Source organism: Nocardia pseudovaccinii NBRC 100343 (genome assembly GCF_001613225.1).
In the GTDB taxonomy this organism is placed as follows: domain Bacteria; phylum Actinomycetota; class Actinomycetes; order Mycobacteriales; family Mycobacteriaceae; genus Nocardia; species Nocardia pseudovaccinii.
Window position 1 is genome coordinate 111,763 of sequence record NZ_BDBY01000193.1, and the last position, 22,682, is coordinate 134,444.

Annotated in this window: 18 protein-coding genes and 2 pseudogenes; 14 read left to right on the forward strand and 6 right to left on the reverse strand. The window is 64.6% G+C overall.

Features of this window, described 5'->3' with window-relative positions; genetic code table 11:
• Window positions 1-48: 48 nt before the first annotated feature.
• The 3 genes and pseudogenes from NP3_RS24925 to NP3_RS50645 all read left to right on the forward strand — a co-directional run.
• Window positions 49-345, forward strand: coding sequence for a DUF6285 domain-containing protein (locus NP3_RS24925; RefSeq protein WP_063044023.1), 297 nt, complete (start codon window positions 49-51; stop codon window positions 343-345).
• Between the two features lie 56 nt (window positions 346-401).
• Window positions 402-947 (forward strand): annotated as a pseudogene (locus tag NP3_RS50640) (phosphotransferase); the annotation flags it as partial.
• Window positions 948-962: 15 nt separating this feature from the next.
• Window positions 963-1,289, forward strand: a pseudogene (locus NP3_RS50645) (acyl-CoA dehydrogenase family protein); the annotation flags it as partial.
• Here NP3_RS50645 and NP3_RS24935 read toward each other — a convergent pair.
• The 3 genes from NP3_RS24935 to yczE all read right to left on the reverse strand — a co-directional run bounded on the left by NP3_RS24935 (window position 1,276) and on the right by yczE (window position 5,309).
• Window positions 1,276-2,970 carry a GMC oxidoreductase gene (locus tag NP3_RS24935; RefSeq protein ID WP_063044025.1) on the reverse strand — a complete coding sequence of 565 codons (1,695 nt, stop codon included), beginning with the start codon at window positions 2,968-2,970 and terminating at the stop codon, window positions 1,276-1,278. The pseudogene NP3_RS50645 and the gene NP3_RS24935 overlap by 14 nt on opposite strands.
• 4 nt (window positions 2,971-2,974) lie before the next feature.
• Complete coding sequence (locus tag NP3_RS24940; RefSeq protein ID WP_063044026.1) at window positions 2,975-4,450, reverse strand: flavin-containing monooxygenase; 1,476 nt, start codon at window positions 4,448-4,450, stop codon at window positions 2,975-2,977.
• Between the two features lie 226 nt (window positions 4,451-4,676).
• A complete protein-coding gene (yczE, locus tag NP3_RS24945; protein WP_063044027.1) occupies window positions 4,677-5,309 on the reverse strand; it encodes a membrane protein YczE in 633 nt (210 codons plus the stop codon).
• 644 nt (window positions 5,310-5,953) lie between these two features.
• Between yczE and NP3_RS24950 the strand changes: the two genes are divergently transcribed.
• Window positions 5,954-6,370: a Fur family transcriptional regulator gene (locus NP3_RS24950; protein WP_218024933.1), complete on the forward strand. Its 417-nt coding sequence runs from the start codon at window positions 5,954-5,956 to the stop codon at window positions 6,368-6,370.
• A 39-nt stretch (window positions 6,371-6,409) separates the two neighbouring features.
• A complete protein-coding gene (katG, locus tag NP3_RS24955) occupies window positions 6,410-8,644 on the forward strand; it encodes a catalase/peroxidase HPI (protein WP_063044029.1) in 2,235 nt (744 codons plus the stop codon).
• A gap of 81 nt (window positions 8,645-8,725) precedes the next feature.
• Here katG and NP3_RS24960 read toward each other — a convergent pair whose 3' ends face one another.
• The gene (locus NP3_RS24960) at window positions 8,726-9,277 is read right to left on the reverse strand and encodes an isochorismatase family protein (RefSeq protein ID WP_063044030.1); all 552 of its coding nucleotides are present in this window, start codon (window positions 9,275-9,277) and stop codon (window positions 8,726-8,728) included.
• Between the two features lie 156 nt (window positions 9,278-9,433).
• On the opposite strand from NP3_RS24960, the gene NP3_RS24965 reads away from it, so the two are divergent.
• The 3 genes from NP3_RS24965 to NP3_RS24975 all read left to right on the forward strand — a co-directional run bounded on the left by NP3_RS24965 (window position 9,434) and on the right by NP3_RS24975 (window position 12,899).
• Entirely contained in the window at window positions 9,434-11,692 is a 2,259-nt protein-coding gene (locus NP3_RS24965; RefSeq protein WP_084508937.1) for a serine/threonine-protein kinase, read from the forward strand.
• A gap of 122 nt (window positions 11,693-11,814) precedes the next feature.
• Window positions 11,815-12,138, forward strand: a complete 324-nt coding sequence (locus NP3_RS24970; protein WP_245721097.1) for a DUF4913 domain-containing protein — start codon at window positions 11,815-11,817, stop codon at window positions 12,136-12,138.
• A 44-nt stretch (window positions 12,139-12,182) separates the two neighbouring features.
• Complete coding sequence (locus NP3_RS24975; protein ID WP_063044032.1) at window positions 12,183-12,899, forward strand: metal-dependent hydrolase; 717 nt, start codon at window positions 12,183-12,185, stop codon at window positions 12,897-12,899.
• 309 nt (window positions 12,900-13,208) lie between these two features.
• Here NP3_RS24975 and NP3_RS24980 read toward each other — a convergent pair whose 3' ends face one another.
• Window positions 13,209-13,694: a carboxymuconolactone decarboxylase family protein gene (locus NP3_RS24980; RefSeq protein ID WP_063044033.1), complete on the reverse strand. Its 486-nt coding sequence runs from the start codon at window positions 13,692-13,694 to the stop codon at window positions 13,209-13,211.
• A 169-nt stretch (window positions 13,695-13,863) separates the two neighbouring features.
• Here NP3_RS24980 and NP3_RS24985 point away from each other — a divergent pair, with 169 nt between their 5' ends.
• From NP3_RS24985 to NP3_RS24995, 3 genes are all read left to right on the forward strand, one after another.
• Window positions 13,864-14,796: an RNA polymerase sigma-70 factor gene (locus NP3_RS24985; protein WP_063044047.1), complete on the forward strand. Its 933-nt coding sequence runs from the start codon at window positions 13,864-13,866 to the stop codon at window positions 14,794-14,796.
• Window positions 14,797-15,164: 368 nt separating this feature from the next.
• Window positions 15,165-16,100, forward strand: coding sequence for an SMP-30/gluconolactonase/LRE family protein (locus NP3_RS24990; RefSeq protein WP_169814580.1), 936 nt, complete (start codon window positions 15,165-15,167; stop codon window positions 16,098-16,100).
• Window positions 16,101-16,149: 49 nt separating this feature from the next.
• Entirely contained in the window at window positions 16,150-17,400 is a 1,251-nt protein-coding gene (locus NP3_RS24995; RefSeq protein WP_063044034.1) for a lipase family alpha/beta hydrolase, read from the forward strand.
• Window positions 17,401-17,415: 15 nt separating this feature from the next.
• Here NP3_RS24995 and NP3_RS25000 read toward each other — a convergent pair whose 3' ends face one another.
• Entirely contained in the window at window positions 17,416-18,510 is a 1,095-nt protein-coding gene (locus NP3_RS25000) for a hypothetical protein (protein ID WP_063044035.1), read from the reverse strand.
• Between the two features lie 171 nt (window positions 18,511-18,681).
• Here NP3_RS25000 and NP3_RS25005 point away from each other — a divergent pair, with 171 nt between their 5' ends.
• The 3 genes from NP3_RS25005 to NP3_RS25015 all read left to right on the forward strand — a co-directional run.
• Window positions 18,682-19,479, forward strand: a complete 798-nt coding sequence (locus NP3_RS25005; protein WP_063044049.1) for a HugZ family pyridoxamine 5'-phosphate oxidase — start codon at window positions 18,682-18,684, stop codon at window positions 19,477-19,479.
• A gap of 117 nt (window positions 19,480-19,596) precedes the next feature.
• Complete coding sequence (locus NP3_RS25010) at window positions 19,597-20,322, forward strand: TetR/AcrR family transcriptional regulator (protein WP_063824896.1); 726 nt, start codon at window positions 19,597-19,599, stop codon at window positions 20,320-20,322.
• A partial coding sequence (locus tag NP3_RS25015; protein WP_084508943.1) for a nitrate- and nitrite sensing domain-containing protein occupies window positions 20,310-22,682 on the forward strand: 2,373 nt, incomplete at its 3' end. The genes NP3_RS25010 and NP3_RS25015, both read left to right, overlap by 13 nt.

Below are 22,682 nucleotides of genomic sequence, written 5' to 3' on the forward strand. Positions count from 1 at the left end.
CTCGATCGAGACTTCGGAAGTTGTTATGCACGAACGGATTTCGTAACGATGCAATATCGACCCTCGGCCGCCGAGCTGCTGGCAGCACTCGCCGAACTCCTCGAAGACACACTGCTGCCCGCCCTCGATCCGGCATTGCGGCACCAGGCGCGAGTCGGCGCCAATATCGCGCGGATCGTGCAACGGGAGCTCGAACTCGGTGACGACGGCGCGCAACAGGAGCGGGATCTGCTGGCAGCGGTACCCGACGGCGACGATGCGGCGCTCCGGCAGGCCCTGGTCGAGGTCGCACGGGCGGATCTGCGGATCGCCAAACCCGGATACGACGCTTGGGAGGACGCGTGACCTCGGATCCGGCGGCGGGGCTCGCCCGCTTCCTGCGCACGGAATTCGGCCAACCGGTGCAGGTTTCGAATATCAGCGGGTTATCGACCGGCGCCCGTCGAACCAACGTCGCATTCGATGCCGAAACAAGCACTCACACCCTGCGTTTGGTCGCCACCTTCGTGCCGAACGCGATCGAACTGGCACCGGTCACCGTCGAGGCCGCGGTGCGCGAACTGGCCCGCGCGCACGGCGTACCGGTACCGCCGGTGGTCGCGGTCTGCACCGACGCCGGATACACCGACGCACCGTTTCTGGTGTCCGAACGCATCGACGGAGAGACCGTGCCACGCAAGGTCTTACGACTGGTACACGCCGAAGCAATCGGCGACCGGGTAGCCGAACAGGTCGGTGCGGCCATGGCCACCCCGCACACCATCGACCCGCAACTCGCCCCACCCGAGTTGCCCGGCGCGCCGACCGGAAATCCGGCCGAACAGCTGCTCACCGAACTCATCACCGGCGTGCGCACCCTGCGCGGTGACCGCCCCGTATTCACCCTGGCCCTGCGCTGGCTGGTCAACCGCCTGCCGTCAACACCCGAACACCGCAGCCTGCTGCACACCGACCTGCGCAACGAACTGCACACCCAATGCGAAATGCTGCGCGCCCTCATCCACAAAACCGCCTGGTCCATGGATCGCTACGGCACCTTCGCCGTCTCCGAACAAGTCTCCATGTGCAACTACTGGGCCAACCGGCTGTGCTGCGAAGCCGCCGACCGCGCCATGCAGATCCACGGCGGCCTCGGCTACTCCCGCCACACCCCGTTCGAACACATCTACCGCCACCACCGCCGCTACCGCATCACCGAGGGCACCGAAGAAATCCAGATGCGCCGCATCGCGGGCTATCTCTTCGGATTCATGCGCCAACGCGAACCCAAAGGCGTCAGACCGGAGTAATCGGCAACCGAAGCGCGCCCGGCGCCGACTCCGGCACCACCGGATTCTTCGGCACGATCGCATCGATCCGCCGATACGGCGCACCCAACGGCGGACGCTGATCCTGTTCACCCTTGTTCGGCCACAACGACATCGCGCGCTCGGCCTGCGCGGTAATGGTCAGCGACGGGTTCACCCCGAGATTCGCCGAAATCGTCGAACCGTCCACGATGTGCAGGCCCTCGTAGCCGTAGAGCCGCTGATACGGGTCGACCACACCGGTATCGGGGGAGTCGCCGATCGCGCAGCCACCGATGAAGTGGCCGGTGATCGGGATATTGGCCATCTCGGTCCACGAGCCCTGCGCAATGCCGTTGATCTTCTCGGCCACCCGCCGGGTGACCTCGTTGCCCTCCGGAATCCACGCCGGAGGCGCTTGTCCCGCACCGGGTTTGGTGGTCATCCGCTTACCGAACAGACCACGCTTGTTGTAGGTGATGATCGAATTGTCGACGTTCTGCATGACCAGCAGCCCGATCATCCGCTCGGACCAGTGCGCCGGATTGTGCATGCGCAGCAGATCCCGCCGATACCGCACCATCTCCCGCAGACCGAGCACCCAGCGCCGCTTACCCTCCTGCCCATCGACCAGCACCGTCGTCAACAGACCCATGAAGTTACTGCCCTTGCCGTAACGCACCGGCTCCACATGGGTGTAGGCGTTGGGATGGATCGAGGAGGTGATAGCGACACCCTTGGTGAAATCCGAATCCTTGTCTCGTGTTCGCGCCGCCAGTACCGCCTCGGAATTCGTTCGCGCCAGATGGCCCAGGCGCAGCGAAATATTCGGCAGCACACCGCGATCCCGCAGATTGTGCAGCAGCTGCTGGGTGCCGAGCGCGGCCGCGGAGAACACCACCTGATCTGCGGTGAAGGTCTGCTTCGCCTTGCGAACCCAGCGCCCGGTGCGCACGGTATCGACCGCATACCCGCCACCGGACAGTGGCCGCACCGACACCGCGGTCGTCAACGGATGCACGGTCGCGCCCGCCTGCTCCGCCAGATACAGATAGTTCTTCACCAAGGTGTTCTTCGCGCCATGCCGACACCCGGTCATGCACTCACCACAATGCGTACACGAGCGCCGCTCAGGTCCGATACCACCGAAGAACGGATCCGCCACCGCGGCTCCGGGCCGAGTGTCCTTATCCGCGAACAACACCCCGACCGGCGTACGACGGTAGGTATCGCCGATACCCATATCCTCGGCGACCTCCCGCAGCACCCGATCCGACGGTGTGGTCGCCGGATTGGTCGTCACCCCCAGCATGCGCTTGGCCTGGTCGTAATGCGGTGCCAGCTCGGACTTCCAATCGGTGATATGCGCCCACTGCTTATCGCCGTAGAAGGTATCCGGCGCCTCGTACAGCGTGTTCGCGTACACCAGCGAACCGCCACCGACACCGGAACCGCTCATGATGAAGGTGTCGTTCAGCAGCGTCATCCGCTGAATACCGAAGCACCCCAATTTCGGCGCCCACAGGTACTCGCGCAGATGCCAGGAGTTCTCGGCGAATTCGTCATCGGCGAAGCGCCGCCCCGTCTCCAGGACACCGACCCGATAGCCCTTCTCGGTCAACCGCAGCGCGCTGACACTGCCACCGAAACCGGAACCGATCACCAGCACGTCATAGTGCGTCATGGGCTTACCTTCCGGTGCGAACGAACTCGTAGTCGCCGACATCGAAATGCGTCCGCTTGTCGTATTCACTCATCCGGCCCGGCCAGTTCGCCGTCACCCGGCCGCTGGCCTCCCGATACCAGCTGGTGCACTTGGTCCACACCGTATGTTCGAGCCGCCCCTGGATCTCCTCGTCGAACCGCGCCTCCACCTCCGGCTTCACCGACAGATAGCCCCCGACCTCGCGCAGATGTTCGACCGCTTGGCGCAGATAACGCGCCTGCCGCTCATGCATGTAGATGATCGACCCCGCACCGAGGTTGGTATTCGGCCCGTACATGATGAACATATTCGGGAAATGCGGCACGGTGAGGCCCTTGTAGGCGCGTGCACCGCCCGACCACACCTCGCGCAGCTCCTTACCACCGATCCCGCGAATCGTCATGGGCGCCAAGAACTCCGTGGCCTTGAATCCGGTGCAGTACACGATCACATCGACCTCGTACAGCGTGCCGTCCTCGGTGCGCACACCGGTCGCCGTGATCTCGGCGATATGCGAGGTCTGCACGTGCACATTCGGCTGCGCCACCGCCGGGTAGTAGTTGCTCGCCATCAGCCCGCGCTTACAGCCCGCCTCGTAATCCGGGGTCATCTTGGCCAGCAGTTCGGGATCGGAGATCTGCGAGGCCCGATGCCGATCCGCCCACCCGGAGATCACATCGGCGATGCGGCCGTTGCCCTCCAGCCCCGAGGTCACCAACTCGTAGAACGAATACCAGCCGAACCGCTCCGCGCGCTGGATCAGCGGGAACTTCGTCACGATCGACAGCTTGTCCAGCGCATTGAGTTTCGGTGGCACGTAATAGCTTTCGATCTTCGGAATGATCCACGGCGCCGACCGCTGGAACACCGTCAACTGCCCGACCTTCGGCTGAATCGCCGGAATGATCTGGATCGCGCTCGCACCGGTGCCGATGATCGCGACCCGCTTGCCGGACAGCTCGACATCGTGATCCCAACGCGCCGAATGGAACGCATCGCCGGTGAACGAATCCATGCCCGCAATATTCGGCCACACCGGACGCGACAGCTGACCCACCGCGGGCACGAAGACATCCGCCTCGAGCAGCTCACCCGCGGTCGTGCGCACCTGCCAGATGCCACGGTCGGCATCGAAGTCCGCCGAGTCGACCTCGACACCGAAACGCATGTGCTTGTCGAGGTCGTAGCGGCGTGCGACATCGTGCATGTAGGCGAGGATGTCGGGCTGTTCGGCAAAACGCTTCGGCCAGTGCGTATTGGGGGCGAAGGAGAACGAGTACAGATCCGACGGTGCGTCGCAGGCGGCCCCCGGATACGTATTGTCCCGCCAGACCCCACCGAGCCCGTCGGCCTTGTCGATGATGGTGAACGCGTCGTGGCCGCGGCGCTTGAGCTCCAGCGCGGCCGCGAGGCCGCCGAATCCGGCGCCGACGATGAGCACGGACGGAGTGCTAGTCATGTCGACAACTGTATGAACGGTGACACAGTTGCCGAGAGAGCACTGCGGCCAGGAAATCAACATTTTCGGCCATCGGGCGATGGCATTATTCGTCACAGTGACGATTTAGAGCGGGGTGGGCGGGGAGGGGAGAAGGGGAGTGGTTCGGCGGTATCTTCTTACAACCCAGGACAATTCGAACATTGGCGGCTGAGCCGAAGCGGCAGCGATTTCGATTCGGCCGCGATCAAGGCACCACCGGGACAACATCGGGCTCAGCCTTCCGATCCGCCTGAAATCCCGGCAGATACCGATTCGCGAATGGGATCAAAACCTGAATCAGCGGACCGATTCCGAACGCGTAGACCACCGTGCCGATGCCGACGCTACCGCCCAATAGCCAGCCGGTCGTCAAGACCGACACTTCGATCCCGGTGCGCACCAATCGCACCGACCATCCAGTCCGGCGTACCAGACCAGTCATCAGTCCATCTCGCGGCCCAGGACCCATACCCGCGCCGATATACAGCACCGTAGCCACCGCATTCAAAACCACCGCGGCACCCATCGCACCTACCCGCACTGCCAGCACATCCCAGTCCGGCAACATCCACAACCCGACATCAACCGAAACACCGATCACCACGACATTGCTCACCGTGCCGAGACCCGGCCACTGCCGCAACGGAATCCACGCCAACAACACCGCGACTCCGGTCAGCGCCGTCACCGCCCCGAAACTGATCGGCACATGCGCGGCCACCCCTTGATGAAACACATCCCATGGATCCAACCCGAGCCCGGCCCGAATCATCACCGCCATCGAAAACCCGTACAACCACAACCCGACATAAAGCGCCACCAGCCGCCGAACCAACATCACCCCAGCCTGCCGCCAACTGGACCCGCAAGACAGATCCAATCATCAACCACTGGCCTCATAACCAGAAACCAATCCAACCCGCCAGGGGGGTCCAACAGCCCCGTTAAATCGTCACAGTGACGATTTAACGGGGCTGTTGGGCCGCTCAAGGGAGTCGAACCCAAACGGCCCAGATCCGAGACTTCAAGCAGATCAAATGTTTTCCATCAAAATCGGGGATCAACCGGAATATTTACATCAACAGAATCGGACGTCAAGGGGACACCGTGCCTCCACAGCACATGGTTCCGTGCGCAGATCACCCGGTAGCCAGCCAGCCGCACAGCAGGCGAAGCCCGAAATCCCGTACCTGTCAACGTTATACAACACGAGCCGCCCACTCCCAGCGCCTCCGTTGTAACGCCGATAATCAACATTATGTCGGGTAAACGCCGTGACGATCGCCGCTCACAGTTCATCCGCCGCTCCCCTCCCAATAACCACGACCTCGGACCGGCAGCGGATTGTGGGGGCATCAGATGGGACAGGCCTGGAGACCAGCGCGGATTGTGGGATCGCCTCGAGATTTCGGAAAACCCTCCCCGTGGAGACTTGAATCAGTCATACTCTTGAACGTGTCCACGAATTCGGAATTCGAGCGTATGTTGCGCGGGGTGTCGCTGCGCGTGACGGCGCCGCGGATTGCCGTGCTGACGGCCGTGCACGAGCATCCGCACTCCGATACGGACTCGATCCTCGGTCATGTGCGCGCGACGCTCGGCGCGGTATCCCATCAGGCGGTATACGACGTGTTGCGCGCATTGACGACCGCCGGTCTGCTACGGCGCATCCAGCCAATGGGATCCGTCGCGCGCTACGAAACGCGAGTCGGCGATAACCATCACCATGTGGTGTGCCGCTCGTGCGGCGTCATCGCCGATGTCGATTGCGCCGTCGGCGAGGCGCCCTGCCTGACCGCATCACACGACAACGGATTCGTACTCGATGAGGCCGAGGTCATCTATTGGGGCCTGTGCCCCGACTGCTCGGCAGCGCAAATGTCCGGATCACACCAGTGATCACAGCCCGATTCACTCACTCCCCCGAAAGGAATTGCCGTGCCTGAGGAACATCCGCCCATCGGAGAGGCCAACACGGAACCCGCCGCCGGTGGTTGCCCCGTTACGTCCGGTCGCCTCACGTCCCCAGCCGAAGGCGGAAGCAGCAACCGCGAATGGTGGCCGAACCAGCTCAACCTTTCGATCCTGCAGAAGAATCCGGCCGTGGCCAACCCGATGGACGCGGACTTCGACTACGCCGCGGAATTCGAAACCCTCGATCTGGCTGCGGTGAAGCAGGACATCATCGAGGTCATGACCACCTCGCAGGACTGGTGGCCCGCCGACTTCGGTCACTACGGACCGTTCTTCATCCGGATGGCGTGGCATGCCGCGGGCACCTACCGGATCAGCGACGGCCGCGGCGGAGCCGGTGCCGGTATGCAGCGCTTCGCCCCGCTCAACAGCTGGCCCGACAACGGAAACCTCGACAAGGCCCGACGCCTGCTGTGGCCGGTCAAGAAGAAGTACGGCAAGAAGCTCTCCTGGGCCGACCTCATGGTCTACGCGGGCAATGTCGCGCTCGAGGATATGGGCTTCCCGACCTTCGGTTTCGGTGGCGGCCGGGTCGACCAGTGGGAGCCCGAGGAGGACGTGTACTGGGGTCCGGAGCGGACCTGGCTCGGCGACGAGCGCTACACCGGCACCCGGGATCTGGAAAACCCGTTGGCCGCAGTGCAAATGGGTCTGATCTATGTGAATCCGGAAGGCCCCAACGGCAATCCGGATCCACTCGCCGCGGCCGTCGACATCCGCGAGACGTTCCGCCGCATGGCCATGAACGATATCGAGACGGCGGCGCTGATCGTGGGTGGCCACACCTTCGGCAAGACCCACGGCGCCGGTGATGCCGGGCTCGTCGGTCCCGAGCCCGAGGCCGCACCACTCGAGGAGCAGGGCCTGGGTTGGAAGAGCGCCTTCGGCACCGGTGTCGGCAAGGACGCGATCACCTCCGGCCTGGAGGGCACCTGGACGCCGACCCCGACCAAGTGGGACAACAGCTTCCTCGAAACCCTGTACGGGTACGAGTGGGAGCTGACCAAGAGCCCCGCAGGTGCGAACCAGTGGATCCCCAAGGACGGCGCGGGCACGGGCACCGTGGTCGATGCCCACGACCCGTCGAAGTCCCACACCCCGGTCATGCTGACGACGGACCTCTCGATGCGGCTCGACCCGATCTACGAGCAGATCACCCGTCGCTGGCTCGAGCACCCGGAGGAGCTCACCGCGGAGTTCGGCAAGGCCTGGTACAAGCTGACCCACCGCGATATGGGCCCGAAGGTCCTCTACCTCGGGCCGGAGGTGCCGGAAGAGACGCTGCTGTGGCAGGACCCCATCCCGGCCGCTGACTACGAACTCGTCGGGGCAGCCGATATCGCCGCACTCAAGAGCCAGATCCTGGCCTCGGGTCTGACTGTCGCACAGCTCGTTTCGACCACGTGGGCGGCCGCGGCATCGTTCCGCGGCAGTGACAAGCGCGGCGGCGCCAACGGCGGCCGCATCCGCCTGCAGCCGCAGGCTGGCTGGGAGGTCAACGAGCCCGACGAGCTCGCCCAGGTGGTGCGCGTGCTCGAGGGCATCCAGGAGTCCTTCAACTCCGCCCAGACCGGGAACACCCGGGTGTCCTTCGCCGACCTCGTCGTCCTCGGTGGCGCCGCGGCGGTCGAGCAGGCAGCCAAGGTCGCGGGCTACGACGTCGAGGTGCCGTTCACCCCGGGTCGCACCGACACCACCCAGGAGCAGACCGATGTGGAGTCCTTCTCCGCGCTCGAACCCAGCGCGGACGGATTCCGCAACTACCTCGGCAAGGGCAACCGGGTCCCCGCCGAGTACCTGCTGATCGACCGAGCGAATCTGCTGACCCTCAGCGCTCCCGAGCTGACCGTCCTCATCGGTGGTCTGCGCGTACTCGGCGCGAACCACAAGCAGTCGCAGCTCGGCGTCTTCACCGCGAACCCGGGATCGTTGAGCAACGACTTCTTCGTGAACCTGCTCGATTTGGGGACGAAGTGGGAGCCGTCGGCCGCCGATGACGGAACCTACGAGGGCAAGGACCGCGCCACCGGTGCGGTCAAGTGGACCGGCAGCCGCGCCGACCTGGTCTTCGGGTCGAACTCGCAGCTGCGCGCTCTCGCCGAGGTCTACGCGACCGACGACTCGAAGGAGAAGTTCGTCAACGACTTCATCGCCGCGTGGGTCAAGGTGTCGAACCTGGACCGGTTCGACCTGGTGTGATGAAGGAGGAATGACCGACCGATAAGGACGGTCGTCCTCGTCCGGCACCCCCGCGAACTCCCATAGTTCGCGGGGGTGCCTTCATCCGAAGGTCACTTCCTTCGTCGCCACGACAACCGCTGTGCGCGACGGCGCCGTCTGATACCGCCAGTACAGATTCGTGTGGTCGATCACCTGATCCGGCAACGGGGCACCCCATCGGCTCTTGTCGAATGTCGTATGCCCGTCGCTGACCAGCGTCACGTCGTAGCCGCGGACGAAAGCACCATGGATGGTGGATCGGATGCACGCATCGCTCTCCGCACCGGTCACAACGAGATGTCCGACCTCCGCCTTCGCCAGTATCTCCGCCAGCTCGGTGTCCTCGAACGAATCGCCGAACTCCTTGTGTACCAGCGATTCCGACTCCGCACGCACCAACTCCGGAACATATTCCCACGCCGCGGTCCCCGGCACGAGCTCCTCGCTCGAGTGCTGCACCCAGATGATCGGAACACCGTCCTCGCGGGCCTTCTCGACGAGCGTGCCGATATTCGCCACGACGGCGTCTCGCTGAAATGCCTCGGCCACAACACCGTTCTGCACGTCGATCACTATCAAGGCGGTGTTGGGTCGATCCGACAGCGTGGTCATGTCTTCTCCTGCTCGTCGAGCTACGCGTACCCCAACTCAACTACGAACCCACCGATCCGGCCAGCCCCACAGGTGGCGAAGATCAGCAGCCGACGACGATAATCGAATATTCTCGGTTCTGTCCGGGACACCAAACTTTGATCGAGTGAGCCGACGATGAACTTCCAGCTCGGCGCGGTACCACCGGAGCACGGTGGGGATCGCGCGATGGCTGCTCAGGCCGTATTGGCCAGGGCGGTCGCCGATTTCGCGGGTGAGTGGGAGGCCGCGGGCGAACCACCCGAGCTGACCCCGCATCTGCCCACCGAAACCGCACTGCGGCGCTCGGCGCTCATCGAGTTGATCAAAGTGGATCTGCATCACCGGTCGATCCGCAAGAAATCCGAAAAGCGCCTCGACGAGTACCTGACCGAATTTCCCGAACTCCACACCGCCCCACTGCCTCCGGACCTGATCTACGAGGAGATCACCGCACGCCGCCAGTTCGATCGGGATCTGGATCTCACCGAATACGAGCAGCGATATTCGCAGCAGATGGCGCGGATCGCCGACCGCCTCGACGGCGATCACTTCCGCACCACTGTCCTGACCGATCCGGCCGCGCTCGCGACGCTCGACTCCATCAAACCCGGTGCGACCGTGGACGATTTCGATATGTTGATCCTGCTCGGCCAGGGCGCGTTCGGCCGGGTGTTCCTGGCCCGGCAGCGCTCGATGCAGCGGCTCGTCGCGGTCAAGATTTCCCACGACCGCGGCAGTGAGGGCCAGACGCTGGCCCGGCTCGATCACGAAAACATCGTGCGGGTCTTCGATCAACGCCAGATCGCCGACCAGCACTTGAAATTGATGTACATGCAGTACGTGCCGGGCGGCACCCTGCTCGGCGTACTGCGGCTGCTGCGCCGCACCGGCGTCGAAGGCAAGACCGGTCGACTACTGCTCGACGCCGTCGACCAGGCGGCCGCCAGCGGCGGGGTGTTGGAACCACAACCATCCGCCACCCGCACCGAGGTCGCACGGCTGAGCTGGCCGGAAACCGTTGCGTGGCTGGGCAGTCGACTCGCCTCCGCATTGGACTACGCCAACCACGCCGGGGTGCTGCACCGCGATATCAAACCCGCCAACGTACTGCTCACGGTCGACGGGCAACCCAAACTCGCCGACTTCAATATCAGCTTCAGCCGCCACATCCCCGGCGCCAGTCCCGCCGCCTACTTCGGCGGCTCACTGGCCTACATGTCCCCCGAGCAGCTCGAGGCCTGCCATCCGACCATGTCCACCACCGCCGCCGACCTCGAAACGCGCAGCGACCTGTACGCACTCGCGGTCGTGCTGTGGGAACTGCTCACCGGCCGACTCCCCTTCGACGACGAACGCAGTGCGGGCGAATCGGATACCTCACTGGAACGGATGATCGAACTGCGTCGCCAGCCGGTTCCCGACCGCTTCGCCGCCGATATCCCGCCGGACTGCCCACCGGTACTCCAGCATGCCCTGCTCGCCTGCCTGTCCCCCGATCCCGCCGACCGCTTCGCCACCGGCGCCGAACTCGCCAGTCAGCTCGATCTCACCCTGGACCGCACCGCCCGCGATCTCGTCGACCCACCGGCGCGCAGTATCCGCGCCAAACTGCGGATGCGGCCGATGCCGATCGTGACACTGGCCAGCATGCTGGGGCAATTCCTCGGCGTGCTCTATCTTTCCGCGCACAACACCCGCCTGCTCGACGCGCAACTCACCGCCGAGGCGAGCGTCCAACTCCAGCGCCTCGCGACGCTGCTCGGCGCGATCGGCTACCCGCTCGGCATCCTCGCGCTGCTGTATTGGTGCCGTCTGGTGTTCCTGGTTCCCGACGGACTGCGGCGCGGCAAGCATTACGACGAACAGACCCTCGCACAGGCGCGCGCCGACACACTCGCATGTGGCGACCGCATCGCGGTGGTCGGCTTCGCCGGGTGGGCGCTGTCGCTGGTGATCTTCCTGACCCAGCTGCATTACACCGCCGACCTGTCCACCGGATTCTCCATCAACCTCATCGCATCCCATCTGGTCGCGGCCGCGGTCGCGGTGGTGTACTCCTACTTCCCCGTCACCTTCTTCGTACTGCGCTGGTACTACCCTGGTTTACTCGGCACCGCACAGACCTCCCCCGAAGACGCCATCCGATTACGGCGGCTCGCCCGACGCAGCCGGATCTATCTCGGCATCGCTGCCTCCGTACCCCTCATCGGAGTGGCGGGCGGTCTGGTCTACCTGGATGCGGCACAGCAGCAGACGGTAATCGGTCCGATTGTGATCCTGTGCGTGGTCAGCCTTTTCGCATTCGTCGGCGCACTGCGCGTGTTCTACGCACTGGAATCCGATCTGCACGCACTCGATCGCATTGTGAATCCGCGTTCGCGGCGGTCCGCATAGCTATTTCAAAGGTTTCCCAAAGGACCTCAGCAGATTTCGTGACTACTCTCGAAGCTGTTTGGAATGCCACTGTCCTCGGGGGCGCCATGAAAGAGCAGCGGACACAGGTCTATGGATCGGTCGTGGAGTTCGTCGAGAACTACCTGGCCCAAGTCTATCGGCGCAAAGTGGCCGACAACGGCCTGGCCTGGTGCCCGGAATGGTGGCGGCACACCGAGGCCGTGGCGCGGCTCGAGGCGCTCTGGCAATCCTGGGAACTCTATCGGCTCAACGCCGAATTGGGTCTGTCGCTATGGTTTCTGGACCATGCCGACAGTCATATGAACGTGCTGTTCGACCCCAACGGACCGTTCGCCGGCTGTTCCATGCACAATGGGCACACCGATCGCGTCTGGCCACTTTCGGTGAAATCCCCTCCCCCCGATACGTTTTCACCGGCTGGTTAGTCTCGTTTGTTTGAAATGGGTTGTGGTCAACTAACCTTCATGTAGTGCTAGGACATTCACATGCGACCAGTGGCGCTTTCGCCTGGTCGGTGGCAGCGGCTACGCTGCCCATCTCGGCGTTGGTCTATCCGGTATTGCCAACTGGCGACACGCATCTCGGTGCCGTCGAGGTACTGCTCGGTACCTTCTTGACGGCGGGGGCCGCGCTGCTGCCCGATGCGGACCATCCGAACGGCACTATCGCGCATGTGCTCGGCCCCATCTCCTACCACCTGTGCCGCTTGATTTCCTGGATCTCCGGTGGCCATCGGCACGCAACCCACTCGTTCGCCTTCGTGATCGCCGTCGCCTACGGGACCTGGGCGGGCGAGCATTGGCTCGGAAGATATTTCACACTCGGTTTGGTGTTCTTCCTGCTCGCGCTGGCGGTGCGGGCACTGCATCTTTGCCCCTCCGGCGAGGGCATCGAGTCGTGGGGCACGGTCATAATCCTCGCCGCGGCAGGGACGTTCGCGATGGATCACTGGATCACCGATAAACCGGCGTGGTTGCCGTTCGCTGTCGGACTCGGGGCACTGGCCCACCTCGCCGGTGATTGCCTCACCGATAAGGGATGCCGACTGTTCTGGCCGTTCCCGCTGCGTACCTGCGTGCCGGTGATCGAACGGACCGGAAACAAGGTCGAAACCTGGATTCTGTCACCGTTTTTCACGCTGGCCACGCTTGCTGTGCTCTGGCACGTCTTCTCGGTCAATCCCTAGGACTACTCGCTGGGCCCGCCGAAGCATTATCGGCAGGCCCAGCGACTAGAGACCCCCTGGTCTGTGCTGTCTTTTGATGTTGTTCGGATTAGGTGAGGTGATAGTTGGAGTTATATAGTTCAATACGCATATCTACATAGTTGGATGTATTTTCAGGTGCACTGGTGATCGCAGTTCCATCAGATACGTTTCTCGGCAACCGATCTCGATCCCCGACGCGACGTCGTCCGGGGCGCTGCTGCAGGTCTGAGCGCTCCCCCATCCGCGGATTCCGGCCCGAACAAACCCGGGCCGGAATCCGCGCACGGATCAGCTCGCCACGCTCTCGAACGTGCCTGGCACGTACGAACCACCCTTGGTCTGCGTAATCACCAGGAGCCGGTTGGAGGCGTTGATCATGGCGACCAGGTAGAGCAGTGCGGCGACCTGGTCGTCGTCGTAGTGCTTACGCACCTGCGCCCAGGTCTCGTCGGACACACCGCGATTCGCGTCGGCAAGTCGGGTACCCTCCTCCGCGAGCGTCAACGCGGCCTGCTCGGCTTCGCTGAACACGGTGGACTCGCGCCATGCCGCAACGAGGTTGATCCGAACCGCGGGTTCGCCCGCGGCCGCCAGCTCTTTGGTGTGGGCGTCGACGCAGTAACCGCAGCCGTTGATCTGGCTGGCGCGCAACTCCACCAGCTCCACCGTGGACTTCGACAGCGACGACTGCATGATCGCCAGGCTCGTATTGGCGAACCGCTTGCCGATCTTGGCGCCGAGCTCGTTGTCGTTCAGGTTGAAACGGGGTTCCATGACTTCGGTCCTAACTTCCGGTGTTGATGTGAACGACCATGAGACGGCGGCACCCCGATTCACATAACAGCGCTTCGATGTGACGCACACCACCACTGCCCCGCTGTTATGAAACAGCAGGATCGGACGTCTGATGGGTGACACACTCGAGAGCGAACAGGAGCCGCCCATGCCCGGCATGTCGCAGACCACGCCCGCCGACCACGGCGACAGCAACAGCGACCGTCCGGACCCCGCGACGAAAGCATTCGTCGCGCACCGCAACCTGCTGTTCACCGTCGCCTACGAAATGCTCGGCTCGGCCGCCGACGCCGAAGACGTCCTCCAGGAAACCTGGCTGCGCTGGGCAGGCGTCGACCTCGACACCGTGCAGGACCAACGCGCGTACCTCGTCCGAATCACCACCCGTCAGTCACTCGACCGGCTACGCACACTCGGACGCCGCAAGGAGTCCTACGTCGGACCCTGGCTGCCCGAACCACTGTTGACCGCACCCGATGTCGCCGAGGACATCGAGCTGGCCGACAGCGTCTCGATGGCGATGCTGTTGGTATTGGAGACCCTCACGCCCGTCGAGCGAGCGGTGTTCGTACTGCGCGAAGTATTCGATCTGGAGTACGACGAGATCGCCGAAGCGGTCGACAAGAGCCTGGCCGCAGTCCGCCAGCTCGCCTACCGGGCTCGGTCCCACGTCGCCGCGCGCCGACCACGCGAGGTGGTCTCCGCGGCCGAAACCCGAGACGCGCTCGCGGCATTCCAGCGAGCCGTCGAAACCGGCGAATTGCAGAGCCTGCTCGACATTCTCGCGCCCGATGTCGTCTTCCTCGGCGACGGTGGCGGACTCGCACAGGCCGCGCTGGTGCCGATCGTCGGGGCCGATGCAGTGGCCGACCTCCTCTCCGCCGCACTCGGCAACCTCACCACGCGATCGGCCCAGCCTGCCTTTGTCAACGGCCACCCGGCGCTGATCTTACGGCTCGACGGCGAGATCGACTCCGTCGTAGCGGCGCGCATCGACGACGGCCTCATCACCGGGATCCACTCCGTGCGCAATCCTCAGAAACTGTCGCGTTTGCAGCACGAGACCGCCCTGCACCGCTGACGCGCCGGGGAAGCGCCCACTCCCGAAATCCGGTGTCGAGCACAGGCCTCCCTCTCCCCCCCATGCCTGCGACACGACTTGGTATCGCGTATCTCCTTGCCCTCTACTCCGACTCGTCCCCCTTTCGTTACTCGAAGGGAGCCCTCCCCCTGATCCGTGCTGCGTTCGGCGGAGCCGGACGGATTTCGTTTTCAAGGTGCGGCCAATATATATATAGATGCGCATATCTACGTATGGATATGTTGCATTTGAGGGCCGGTTCTCAGCAGCTGGTCGTCGGCACCGGGATAGGGTGAGCTATGGTCGCCGGATCGACAATGCAGCCGCAGCGCTGGACACCACCGCCTGCCCCACCCCGGGCTCGCGAAATGCGTAGTGCCACACCACTTCCCCAGATCACGCGATGGGAACTGCCCGGTGCGGCGCCCGAGGATGTGGTGCGCACCGCCGAGGGGCGAATCATTGCGGGAGTCGATGACGGTTCGGTCTACAGCATCGATTCCGCGGACGGCACGGTGAGCCTGCTGGCGAATACCGGCGGCCGTCCGCTCGGTATGCATGCCGATGCCGACGGGTCACTGCTGATCTGCGATTTCCATCGCGGACTGCTGCGGCTGGACAGTGCGGGCGAGATCGAGGTGCTCGTGGACGAGGTCGACGGCGAACCACTCCCCTTCGCCAGCAATGTGGTTCGCGCCGCGGACGGCACCATCTACTTTTCCTCGTCGTCGCGTCGTTATCCGCTGGACGAGTGGATGGGCGACCTGCTGGAGCATTCCGGCACCGGCCGCCTGTTCCGCCTCGATCCGTCCGGCAAGCTCGAAACCCTCATCGACGGACTGCAATTCGCCAATGGCGTGGTCCTCTCCCCCGACGGCTCCAGCGTGCTCGTCGCGGAGACCGGCGGCTACCGGGTGACCCGCTACTGGCTCACCGGGCCGAAGGCTGGCACCTACGACCGCCTGATCGAGAACCTGCCCGGCTTCCCGGACAATATGGCTCTCGGCAGCGACGGTCTGGTATGGATCACCCTGCCGTCGCCACGAAATCCATTGCTGGACCGTCTACTTCCCCTGCCCGGAATCCTGCGCCGGATCGTCTGGGCGTTACCGGAATGGGTACAGCCCAAACCGCGGCGCACCGTCTGGGTGATGGCCGTCGACTTCGACGGCAAGGTCGTGCACGACCTACAGGCCGAGGGCACCGACTATGCGATGGTCACCGGAGTCGTCGAACACGACGGCACCCTCTACCTCGGCAGTCTCACCGAAAGGGCGGTCGGAGTCAGCCACATACCGTCTTAGGCCGCCGCTTCGACACGAAAATCTCAGTGAACAGTTGTACACTGAATGAATGAGTGAGCCCGAGCGGCAACGACAGGCGGAGATGCCAGCGCTCGCGCGATTGGCGGGCGATGAGCTGGGTGGTGCGATCGAGGGGATCGCCGCGATGCATCGAGCCATCTCGGACCGCGTGTTCGCGGCGGTGCGACTAGGTGTGGGACCAGCCGCGCAGCCGGTCAAGGTGGTGCACGATGCGATTACCGATGGGGTGTATCGGCTGGTCGGCGGAACCGCGGCAGCTGCGGGAGCCCTGGCGGAGCGCACCGTGGACGTACCCGGCGCCCCGGTGCCCTCACGCACGGTCTACGGGGCCGGATTCCTGGCGGCATTGCAGGGTTTGATCGGCGACAGTCTCGAGGATGAGCTGCCGATTCTGGCCGGGCCGATGACATTTCGGATCAATGGGGAACCGGTCGTGCCGGGGTGGGTCGGCGATGTGGTGTCGAACCCGCGCCCGCGCATCGTGGTTTTCCTGCACGGTTTGGTGGAGACCGAACACGCTTGGCGACTCGGCGGGCGGCCCAGCTATGCAGAGCGGCTCGAAGCCGATCTCGACTGCACGGCGCTGATGGTTCGATACAACAGCGGGCTGCACATCTCGGAGAACGCCCGTCTGCTGAACGGGATGCTGCAGCGGCTGGTCGAGAACTGGCCGGTGCAGGTAGAGCAGATCGCACTCGTCGGACATTCCATGGGCGGCCTGATCGCGCGGGGCGCCTGCTACGACGCCGATCAGGCCGACCTGCCGTGGGTGCGCCGGGTGCGGCAGATCGTCTGTCTCGGATCACCGCATTTGGGTGCACCGTTGGAACAGCTCGTCCACTATGCCTCCGCCGCATTGGTGAAAGTACCGGAGACCCGCCCCTTCGGTCGGCTGTTGCGTCGCCGCAGCGCGGGCATTCGCGACCTGCGCCAGGGTTCGCTCGCCGATGAGGATTGGCATGATATGGACGCGGACGCCTTGCGCCGCAGAGTCATTCGCGAGATACCGCTGCTCGATTGCGCCGACCACTACTTCGTCACCGCCTCGGTAACCCACAGCCCGCGTCATCCGCTCGGCCGGATCATCGGCGACGGCTTGGTACTGCCCGCCAGCGGCTCCGGCCGAAATCGGGCCCGCCGCATCGGTTTCGATGACGCCAACGGCCTGCATCTCCCCGGAGCCAACCACTTCACCCTGCTCAACCACGACGCCGTTTACGACGCACTGCTCCGCTGGCTGGGCGCCGATGCGCGTCAGATATCTGTGCGCTGTGGTTGATCAGCGGCGCCCGCGTCAGAACAGCTGGTCGGAGTGGGTGTCGGCTTCCCCTCTGACGTCGGCGGCGAATTGGGCTTCGACTTCGGCGTCGTCGCCCGCGGTGTGGGCCGAGTAGAGCAGTAGGCAGCCGCGGATGCCGTCGAGGAGATCTTCGAGGAGGTCGAGGGCCGGACGGGTGGGGTCGAGGCGGCTGATCCGGAACTCATCGAGAAGGGCGGCGCGGGAGGCGCTGTCGAGATCGAATTTGCGAGCTTGCTCTTCGATTTCGGCGACGCGGGCCACCACCGCCCATGGTGCGGGCACGTGTCCTTCGGAGACGGCCATGGCCTCGGCGATGAGGTCGACGACGATCTCGGTCGGTGTCTCACCGCTGATCAGGCGCTCCAGCACCAGGGTCGGGGTTTCGACCTGCAGTGCCTCGATATCGTCGGCTTCGACGACCACGTCGGCGGTCGGCACGCCCGCGAGTTCGCCCGCGACTTCGGCGGCGGCGTAGAGCCAGTGCGCGGCCGCGACGGATGCGGAGGCGGGGTCGAGTTCGGTGAACAGTTCCACGGTGCCGAGGGGGTCGGCGCGCAGCAGGTCGTCGGCGGCCTGGACCTGGGCCGGTGAGACATCCGGGCGGGAGAGTTCGACCGCTTGGCGCGCGCGCCCGGACAGATCGCCGAGTTCGGCGGATTCGATGGCGGCCTGTTCGGTGCGGACCTCGGCCGCGATGGTGTCACGCAGGCCGGAATCGTCGACGGCGTGCAGGGTGCGCCCTACGCGGTGCGCGGATTCGACCACACCGCTGTAGGAAACGACGAGGCCGTGGTCGGTCGGCAGGTTCGGGGTGCGGATTCCGGCCTCGACCTCCTTGAAGTTGCGGCGCTCTTCCGCGCGCCGCCAGGCCTCGCTATTGGGAACGTCGGGATCGCCTGCGGCACTTGCCGGATGGGTATAGGTGCGCCACTGGAACCGGGACAGGGTGGTCAGATTCGACGCCAAACTCGTTGCCTGGTCATGGTTTATCGGTGGCAGCTGGGCCACCGTGGTCGAGAGATCGCCGCGTCCGGTCGCCCAGATGGCGACGAGGGCGTTGCGGTCGGCGTCGAATGCGTATCGGGTCACGCACGCCAGTCTTGCCGATCCGCGGCCGTTGTGCGCGCGATCGATCGCTTCGATATCCGGTCGTCGGCGTTTCGAGTGTCCGATGTCAGCTGTTGCGCGGCCCGGTGTTGGTCCGTGCGCCGGGCGGGATGCCGCGCTCGATGGCGGTGGATACCTGCGAGGATGGACGGTATGACTCTCGATCACGGTGATCCCGGCGACACGCCTTCGATTCCACAGCCGACCGCGCCCCTGGTGAATTCCGCTCGCCCGTCGGCGGCCGAGGAGGCCAGAACCGTTGCGGCGGCGACGAACATCGCGACCTTGGCGAGTTTGAGCGAGGACGGCGGCCCGTGGGCGTCGTTCGTCACCTACGGGCTGCTGGATGGTCAGCCGGTGCTGTGCGTATCGCGGATGGCCGAGCACGGGCGCAATCTCGCGGCGGATCCGCGCGCCAGCTTGTCGGTGGTGTCGCCCGATGTTCCGGCCGATCCGCTGGCCGGTACCCGGATCACGCTGGCCGGTGTGGTGGAGCGGCCGGGCGGTGCCGAGGCCGCGGCGGCGCGAGAGGCGCATCTGGCCGCGGTGCCCGCGGCGAAGTACTACGTGGATTACAGCGATTTCTCGCTGTGGGTATTGCGGGTGCGGCGAGTTCGATGGGTCGGCGGGTACGGGCGGATGGATTCCGCGACGGCGGAGCAGTATCTGGCGGCCGCGCCGGATCCGGTTGTTCCAGTGGCTGGGCGGGCGATCACGCACCTCAATGACGATCATGCGGATGCGCTGTTGTCGATGGCGCAGGTATTGGGCGGGTATCCGGATGCGACCGAGGCGAGTTGTGAACGCGCCGATCGCTATGGGCTCGATCTGCGAGTGGTGACGCCGCGCGGAGTGGCGCGGACTCGGGTCGGCTATGCGACCCCGATCGATTCGGCAGACGAATTGCGCGCGGCGACAGTCGAATTGACACGGCGGTCGCGCGAGGGCTGACGAATCGAACTCAGTTGACCGGATAACAGTATACTCAATCAGTGTCATCCAGCACAGACGGCAGCGTCGCGCAGCCGTCTCACCGGCGTATCTCGCGGACACCGATGGGAGCTTCCTATGACCGATCTCGCTGACCACATGTCACAGCCCGGGCCGACCGACGCGGCGACGACCCGGGCAGATGCGGTCAGATCGGCTCGTGCCGTGCGAAGCCGTGAGATAGTCGCAAGCGCCGGTGAGGTTTTCGCGACCCGTGGCTACCACGGGACCAGCATGGATCAGGTCGCGAGACATTCAGGTATCAGCAAACCCAGTCTGTACCAGTACTTTCCGAGCAAATTGACGCTGTATCTGACGGTTTTGCAGCAGCATCTCGACCGACTCGTGTCCACCGTCCACGACGCCCTGCATTCGACCGCCGACAATCATGGGCGGCTATCGGCAGCGGTTCATGCCTATTTCGACTTCGTCGACGATGATCCCGACGGATTCCGGCTGGTCTTCGAGTCGGAGGTGCCCACCGAGCCGTCCGTGCAGTGGCGCATAGGGCAGGCGACCGCGGCCTGTGTGGGTGCGGTACAGGATCTACTCGTCCGAGACTCCGGCCTCGGTCCGCAGCACGCGTGGGCATTCGCGGTCGGGCTTGTCGGCGCCAGCCAGTTCACCTCGCGCTACTGGCTGTCCGCGGAACGGCCCGTACCGAAGGAACAAGCCGTCGAAATCACCGTCGCCCTCTGCTGGGGCGGTCTGTCGCACGTGCCGCTCCGCGCGGTTTCCATCGCACGGAAAGAGGACAATCAATTCGATCCGGCCCGTACTACCTTGGGCCGATGTTCAGAGTGAGACTCGGGGTCCGGTCGCGGATTCTGGCGATCGCGCTCATCCCGAGCCTGTCGCTGCTCGTGGTCGGCGCGAGTACCGCGGGATACCTGGTCGCCGAGGGGAATAAGGCTCAGGAGTGGGCCTCGCAGAATCGCAACGTGATTCCGACAGCTCGGGTGTTCGTGGCGGCGGTGCAGGAAGAACGCCAGTTGACGTTGGCGGCTCTCGGCGGTGACGAGGCGGCCGTACCCGCGCTCGGTACGGCGCGCCTGCAGTTGGATAATGCGTTCAAAAGCCTCATTGCCGGGTCGACCGGAGTGCGCGCGGTGGACGATTCGAAAATCGGTGCGACCGCGGAGAATTTCCTCACCCTCGACGCCCAACTCGCCCGGGCGCGCACCGCTATCGACACCGACCAACTGCCGATTGCCGACGCATATGCTTTCTACAACCGACTCCTCGACGGCATCGTCGAAGGCTCCAGGGTCATCGCACGAACCGCGCCGGACGCGGAAATCGCCGCACAACTCGCCGACGGGGTGCAACTGTTCCGAATAGTCGAAGCGATGTCACGCAGTGATGCTTTGGCGGGCGTGCTGGCCGCCGCGAGCGGGACGACGCTCATTCCGATAGCGGATTTTCTGCGTGAGACCGGTTTCTACCACTCCGAGGTCGTGAGTCTTACCAGCGCACTCGGCCCGGACCGGAAACAGAGCCTGCAAACTCTTACCTCGAGCCAAGCGTGGCAGCGACTCACGGCTATGGAAGATGCTCTTGTCCTGCGTAATACGGTAGGACCGGGTAACGGATCGTCGAGCACCACCGGCACACCGGGCAGACAATCCGCGCCGCTGCCGTTCAGTACCGAGGACTGGCGCAGCTCGGTCGCCGAGGTGAACCGCGGCCTGGTCGATATCTGGCTCGCGCAGAACGAGCAGGCGCAACAGCTGGCGGAGGGCAAGGCCGCCGACGCCACCACGAAATCCGCGTGGGCGGGCGGCGGTGTGGTCGCGGTCAGCCTGGTCGCCTTTCTGATCGCGGTGGTCCTGGCCAATCGATTCATCCGTCGGCTGCGGCGACTGCGCGGTGAAACGCTCGCCCTCGCCGACGAGCGGCTGCCCGATATGATGCGACGGCTGGGTGAGGGTGAAGTGATCGATCCCGCGACCGAATCACCGGATCTGGACTATGGTCGCGACGAAATCGGTGAGGTGGCCAAGGCATTCCAGCACGCGCATGCCGCGGCCGTGGCGGGCGCGGTGAACGAGGCGCGCACTCGCGAGGGTGTCAAGGCTGTATTCCTGAATATCGCTCACCGCAGCCAGATGGTGGTGCACCGACAGCTCGAGATCCTCGACGAAGCCGAAGCGCGTGAAGAGGATCCGGTAATGCTGGACACGCTGTTCAAGCTCGATCATCTCGCGACCCGCGAGCGCCGCAATGCCGAGAACCTCATTGTGCTCGGCGGCGGGCAGCCAGGACGACAGTGGCGCAATCCGGTGCGGCTGATCGACGTGGTGCGCAGCGCCGTCGGTGAAACCCTCGACTACACGCATGTCCGCATCGCTCGACTACCCGAGACCCAGGTGTCGGGCGCGGCTGTCGCCGACGTCACTCATCTGCTCGCCGAACTCATGGACAATGCGACCTCGTTTTCACCGCCGCAATCGCGAGTCGAGGTGACCGGCGCAGTTGTCGGGAAGGGGGTGGCGGTCGAGATCAACGATCAGGGTATGGGGATACCGCCGTCCGAGACGGCCAGAATCAACGAGATACTTCGCGAGCCACCGCATTTCGGTCTGGCAGCGTTATCGACCGACTCTCGGCTCGGACTGTTCGTTGTCGCGAAACTGGCGGCTCGGCAAGGTATCTCGGTGCGGCTGACCGAGTCCGATTACGGCGGGATCCGCGCGATCGTGCTCATCCCCGCGACCGTGCTGACCGCTGAAACAGCCGCGCCGCCAATAGCTTCAGAGCCGACGATATCGGCTGAGCGAAGCAGGCAGCTGATGCTCGCCACCGACCGTTCGGCCGCCACAACGGTCGCCGAATTCCGGACACACACTGCCCTGGCTGCGATGGCACCCACGCAACCGCAAGCGCAGCCGACGTTCGATGGGCCACAGACGACCGAATTCGACAGTCGGCCCGCCCTGCCCCGCAGGCGCCGACAAGCAAGTATCGCACCGCAACTGGCGCAGCCGGTTCCAGCCGAACCCGCAACCGAGCAACCGCGACACCGAGCGCGCTCGGCGGAGCAGGCCCGAGACCTCATGTCCGCCATCGAAAACGGGACCAGGCAGGGCCGCCATGCCATCCCCGATCAACGCCGGATCGCTACATCCGCCGAGGGGTTCGGCGCATCGATCGGCAATCCCTCG